At 68.6% G+C, this 5,765-nt stretch carries 6 protein-coding genes; all 6 read left to right on the forward strand.

The genetic code is table 11. The features are described 5' to 3' along the window. The first annotated feature begins 264 nt into the window (after positions 1-264). A complete protein-coding gene (gene prcB / locus ITP53_RS53470) occupies positions 265-1,113 on the forward strand; it encodes a proteasome subunit beta (protein WP_195903156.1) in 849 nt (282 codons plus the stop codon). A gap of 21 nt (positions 1,114-1,134) precedes the next feature. Beyond that, positions 1,135-1,923, forward strand: a complete 789-nt coding sequence (gene prcA, locus ITP53_RS53475) for a proteasome subunit alpha (protein ID WP_195903160.1) — start codon at positions 1,135-1,137, stop codon at positions 1,921-1,923. Between the two features lie 172 nt (positions 1,924-2,095). After that, on the forward strand, positions 2,096-2,635 hold the full coding sequence (locus tag ITP53_RS53480) for a hypothetical protein (protein WP_195903157.1): 540 nt from the start codon (positions 2,096-2,098) through the stop codon (positions 2,633-2,635). Between the two features lie 211 nt (positions 2,636-2,846). Next, positions 2,847-4,205, forward strand: coding sequence for a Pup--protein ligase (gene pafA / locus ITP53_RS53485; RefSeq protein WP_127934192.1), 1,359 nt, complete (start codon positions 2,847-2,849; stop codon positions 4,203-4,205). Between the two features lie 122 nt (positions 4,206-4,327). Next, positions 4,328-5,284 carry an FKBP-type peptidyl-prolyl cis-trans isomerase gene (locus tag ITP53_RS53490; protein ID WP_195903158.1) on the forward strand — a complete coding sequence of 319 codons (957 nt, stop codon included), beginning with the start codon at positions 4,328-4,330 and terminating at the stop codon, positions 5,282-5,284. A 294-nt stretch (positions 5,285-5,578) separates the two neighbouring features. Continuing rightward, on the forward strand, positions 5,579-5,765 hold a 187-nt coding region (locus ITP53_RS53495), incomplete at its 3' end, for a hypothetical protein (RefSeq protein ID WP_195903159.1).

Here is a 5,765-nt window from a genome sequence, read left to right on the forward strand (position 1 = left end):
GGTTGGTGTTTGTCGGTTTCGTGCGGGTGTGTGGAGCTGGAGCTGTCGTGGGTGTGGGTTTCGGGGAGTCGTGGGGGTGGAGCCCCCGCGGGTCGGGTTTGTCGGTTTTGTGGGTGTGGGGTTGTGGTGGGTGTGGGTTTCGGGGAGTCGTGGGGGCAGATCCCCCGCGGGGAGGGTTCGCCGTGAGCTGATCGTGGGAAGTGCAGACAGCAACCCAACATGAGTAGGGTCGCCCTAGGAACACTGACGTTTGGAGGGAGTCGCGTGGCATCGCACAGGGATCTGCCCGTCGGCTTGGTGAACCGGCTTTTCCTAAACACCGGAAGCTCCTCGTTCACGGAGTTTGTCGGCTCTTATGCGCCTGAGTTGCTGCCGCAGCGGAATGAGGTGCTGGCCACCCCGATCGGCGACCAGGTGCCGCACGCGACGACGATCGTGGCCGCCACCTTCGCCGGTGGCGTAATCATGGCGGGCGACCGGCGGGCCACGTCGGGCAACATCATCTCCCAGCGTGACGTGGAGAAGGTGTTCCGCGCCGACGACTACTCGTGCATGGGCATCGCGGGCACGGCCAGCACCGGTCTCGAGTTCGCCCGTCTCTACCGCGTGGAGCTGGAGCATTACGAGAAGCTCGAGGGCCGCACGATGTCGGTCGCGGGCAAGGCCAACCGGCTGGCCAACATGATCAGGGGCAACCTGGCCATGGCGATGCAGGGGCTGGTGGTGGTGCCGTTGTTCGCGGCGTACGACCCGGACAAGGACGAAGGCCGTATCTTCAGCTATGACGTGGCGGGCGGGCCCTACGAGCGGGAGCGGTTCGACGCGATCGGCTCCGGCTCGATCTTCGCGCGCGGCTCGCTGAAGAAGCTCTACCGCGACGGGGCCTCGGCCGACGACATGGCCATGACGGCGATCCAGGCACTCTACGACGCCGCCGACGACGACTCGGCGACCGGCGGACCCGACGTGACGCGGAAGATCTGGCCGATCGTGGGCGTGACCGACGCCGACGGCTTCCGCCGGCTGTCGGACGAGCAGGTCGCCACGTACGTGGAACAGATGCTCGAAGCCCGGCTGATCTCGCCCGACGGCCCCATCGCCCCGCTGCGCTAGAAAGGACCACCGCACGTGTCCATGCCTTTTGGATATGCGTCCCCTGAGCAGATCATGCGGGACAAGGCCGACTACGCGCGCAAGGGCATCGCGCGGGGCCGGTCCGTCGTCGTGCTCCAATACGTCGACGGCATCCTGTTCGTCGCGCCCAACCCGTCGCGGGCGCTGCACAAGATCAGCGAGATCTACGACCGCATCGGGTTCGCCGCCGTGGGCCGCTACAACGAGTTCGAGGAGCTGCGGCTCGGCGGCATCCGCTACGCCGACATCAACGGCTACACCTACGACCGCTCCGACGTGACCGGCCGTGGCCTGGCCAACCTCTACGCCTCCAACCTGGGCCGCATCTTCACCGAGTCGATCAAGTCGCTGGAGGTCGAGGTCGTCGTCGCCGAGGTGGGCGAGACGAAGGACGGCGACGCGATCTACCGGCTGACGTTCGACGGGTCGGTCTTCGACGAGCACGGCTTCGCCGCGATGGGCGGCCAGGCCGAGGCTGTGGCGGGCCGGCTCAAGGAGCGCTACCGGGAGTCGATGTCGCTGGCGGACGCGCTGGAGGTGGCGCTGGGGGCCCTCACGGAGCCCGGTGGGGAGCGGCCGCCGCTGGCGCAGCTGGAGGTGGCGGTGCTCGACCGCAACCGGGAGAACCGCAAGTTCCTCAGGCTGACGGGCGCGCGCCTGGAGCGCCTGCTCGCCCAGACCTCCACCCCGCCGCCCGCCGCGTCGCCGCCCGCCGGCGACGCGCCCACCGGCCCGCCTCCGACGGGGCCGGAAGACGGCGACGTGGACGACGGCTCCTCGCCACTGTAGGACGCTCCACCGACCCCGGGGACCGCGCGTGCGTGGTCCCCGCCGTCGTTCCCGGGGGCGTTCGTGCGATTCGCTGGGGTTCGGCGGCAGAAGTCGGGATGTGACCTGATTCACTGTGGTTCCGGTGAACTCATGGGCGCGATCGTGGATCTCACAGTCCGTGAATACACCGATGCGTAGCCTTCTGGGCGGTGGCGCCGCTGTCGCGGTGATGTTGGTGTCCGGCGTGGCCGCACACGCCGCCCCGGCGAGTACCGCGGGCCCGGCCGCCACGGCGGCTCCGGAGTACAAGAAACCGAAGATCTTCGGTACGACCTTCCAGACCGACCCCGGGCACGACTTCACCAAGGGCATCCATTCGCGCCGCGACGGCGTCCTGCGCGGCTGGATCACCTACGTCGGGGCGGGCACGGCGGAGTACGCGCCGATCAGGTGGAAGAAGGGCACCCACACCGAGGGCCGTTTCGTGGGACAGCCCGAGGGGAGCGTCACGGCGTTCGCCTCGCCCATCGCCAAGAACGTGGTCTTCCTGTCGGCGTACGGGTGCAAGCCGTCGATGGGGGACATGACGGTCAGCAGGAAGACGGGGCTCGGCAACAAGAAGTGCTCCAGGGCGGCCCTGATCGACCGGGCCGAGCGCCAGCGCCGGCCCGCCCTCATCACCGTGCACAAGTCGAGGATCGTTCAGGTCCAGGAGATCTGGACGCCCTGACCCCATGCCACGGCACCGCGCCCCGTGGGGGCGGGCGCGGAACCACGGCGGGACAGGGGCATGGAGGCCGGTGAGAGCACGGCGCGCGCGACGGACGGGGGTACGCCGCGAGCGTACGAGCGGGACGGAGACGAAGGTGTGTACGACGCCGGACGGGAAAACACCTGGAAGATCTCTCCCGCTCGCCCACCGGTGGGCATAGTGTGAGGTGATGGATCGTCGCATCTTCGGGCTGGAGAACGAGTACGGCGTGACCTGCACGTTCCGGGGCCAGCGCAGGCTGTCCCCCGACGAGGTCGCGCGCTACTTGTTCCGGCGGGTCGTGTCCTGGGGCCGATCGAGCAACGTCTTCCTCCGCAACGGCGCACGTCTGTATCTGGACGTGGGCAGCCATCCTGAGTACGCAACACCCGAGTGTGACAACGTCATCGAACTCGTCACCCACGACAAGGCGGGCGAGCGCATCCTCGAGGGCCTGCTCGTCGACGCCGAGAAGCGGCTTCGCGAAGAGGGCATCGCGGGTGATATCTACCTCTTCAAGAACAACACCGACTCAGCCGGCAACTCCTACGGCTGCCACGAGAACTACCTGGTCGGCAGGCACGGGGAGTTCGGGCGGCTGGCGGACGTGCTGATCCCGTTCCTGGTGACGCGGCAGATCGTGTGCGGGGCGGGCAAGGTGCTGCAGACGCCCCGCGGCGCCGTCTACTGCGTGTCGCAGCGGGCCGAGCACATCTGGGAGGGCGTCTCCAGCGCCACCACCCGGTCCAGGCCCATCATCAACACGCGCGACGAGCCGCACGCCGACGCCGAGCGGTTCCGCCGCCTGCACGTCATCGTGGGCGACTCCAACATGAGCGAGACCACGATGCTGCTCAAGGTCGGCGCCACCGACCTGGTGCTGCGCATGATCGAGTCGGGCACCGTGATGCGCGACCTGTCGCTGGAGAACCCGATCAGGGCCATCCGCGAGGTCTCCCACGACATGACCGGCCGGCGCCGGGTGCGCCTGGCCAACGGGCGTGAGGCCTCCAGCCTGGAGATCCAGCAGGAATACCTGTCCAAGGCGAAGGACTTCGTCGACCGCCGCGGCGGCGACGCGATCGCGCACCGGGTGCTGGAGCTGTGGGAGCGTACGCTTCGCGCGGTCGACACCGGCGACCTCGACCTGGTGTCGCGGGAGATCGACTGGGTGACGAAATACCAGCTCATCGAGCGCTACAGGAAGAAGTACGACCTGCCGCTGTCCTCGCCCAGGGTGGCGCAGCTCGACCTCGCCTACCATGACGTGCACCGCAAGCGGGGCCTGTTCTACCTGCTGCAGAAGCGCGGCTCGGTGGAGCGGGTGGCGTCCGACCTGAAGATCTTCGAGGCCAAGTCGGTGCCGCCGCAGACGACCAGGGCGCGGCTGCGGGGCGAGTTCATCCGCAAGGCGCAGGAGAAGCGGCGCGACTTCACCGTCGACTGGGTGCATCTCAAGCTGAACGACCAGGCGCAGCGCACCGTGTTGTGCAAGGACCCGTTCCGCAGCGTGGACGAGCGGGTGGACAAGCTCATCGCGGGCATGTGACGGCGGCGCGGCGTGTGACGCTCTAGTACGGCGCAGGCCCAGGCGTGGCCCGCCGTTTACCTCGGCCCTACCGGGAAGTCAGGTAGTGTGACGCGAATCTGACGTCTTTCCGAGGGAAGCCCATGCGCCGCGCTCTGGCCGTACTGGCCGCCGTGCCATTGATCTTGTTCGCCGCCGCCTGCGGCTCCGACGACGGCGCGACCACCGGTGCCACCACCGGCGCCTCCACGAGCGCCACCGCGGGGGGTTCCGGCGGGGTCAAGGTCACCGGCGATGTGGGCGCCAAGCCCACGGTGACCTTCCCGTCCGGCTCGCCCGCCACCATGTCCTCCTACGAGGTGATCCAGCCCGGCACCGGCCAGGCGGTCAAGGCGGGCGACCGGGTGATCATGAACCTGACCGTCTACAACTGGGACGGAAAGGGCAACGCCGTCCAGGGCTCCTCCTACGACACCAAGACGCCGGAGACGATCGCCGTCAACGAGCAGCTGCCGCAGGTGCTGCAGGAGGGCTTCACCAAGGTCAAGCACGGCGGCCGGCTGCTGGCCGTGCTGGCCAACGACGCCGTCGCGCAGCCGCAGGCGTCGGCGCCGCCCGAGCCGACCAAGGTGTTCGTGCTCGACATCGTCGGCACCCAGCCGCCGCCGCTGAAGGCCGCCGACGGCAAGGAGACCGGTGACAGCATCAAGGGCGTCAAGGTCGACAACCCGGGCGGCGACAAGGCGCCCACGCTGACCACGAAGACCGACGACAAGCCGTCCAAGGAGCTCGTGGTCAAGACGGTGATCCAGGGCACCGGCAAGAAGGTGCAGCCCAACCAGACGCTCGCCGTCCACTACACGGGCAAGGTCTGGGGCACTGACACGCAGTTCGACTCCAGCTGGGAGCGGGGTGAGCCGGCCGAGTTCGGGCTGGCGCAGGTCATCCAGGGCTGGCAGCAGGGCCTGGCCGGGGTTCCGGTGGGCAGCCGGGTCGTGCTGAGCATCCCGCCCGACCTCGGCTACGGCGCCCAGGCGCAGGAGAACATCCCCGCCAACAGCACCCTGGTGTTCGTGGTGGACGTCCTGGCAGCCTACTGACGGCCGATCGTAGAGGCCGGGCGCGGACCAGTGACTTCTGTCATGAGCCCGGCGGGGGAAGGCGTGCTAGCGCCTGGGCGTGCGGTAACGGAAACGACTTGCGGCGTCGCATTGTGTGCCGGTAGCGTGTGCGTCGGTCGAATAGGTGAGTGACAACCAAGCTCGCTGGTTCGTCCGTTTCTCACCGCCGGGAGGGCGGAACTCGTGCTACTCAGACCGGGGGTGCGGGTTGGGGCGTGGAAACCCGTGCAAGCGGGGCCGGGAGGTGAACCGCCAAGCAACAGCGTCGCGAGCATGCGCATAGTCGCATGGTTGGGACGGCTGGAATCCCCCGCATTCATCCGTGGGGAGCGCTTCAACGTCCAGTACACCGCGCACGCGTGGGACGGCCGGCAGAACCGACTGGCCGACTCCACGTTCAACCGCGGCACGCCCGCCGCTCTGCCCATGGGACGCCTGTCCCCGGCGCTGGAACAGGCCC

The organism is Nonomuraea cypriaca, from assembly GCF_015645445.1.
GTDB classification, from domain to species: Bacteria; Actinomycetota; Actinomycetes; order Streptosporangiales; family Streptosporangiaceae; genus Nonomuraea; species Nonomuraea cypriaca.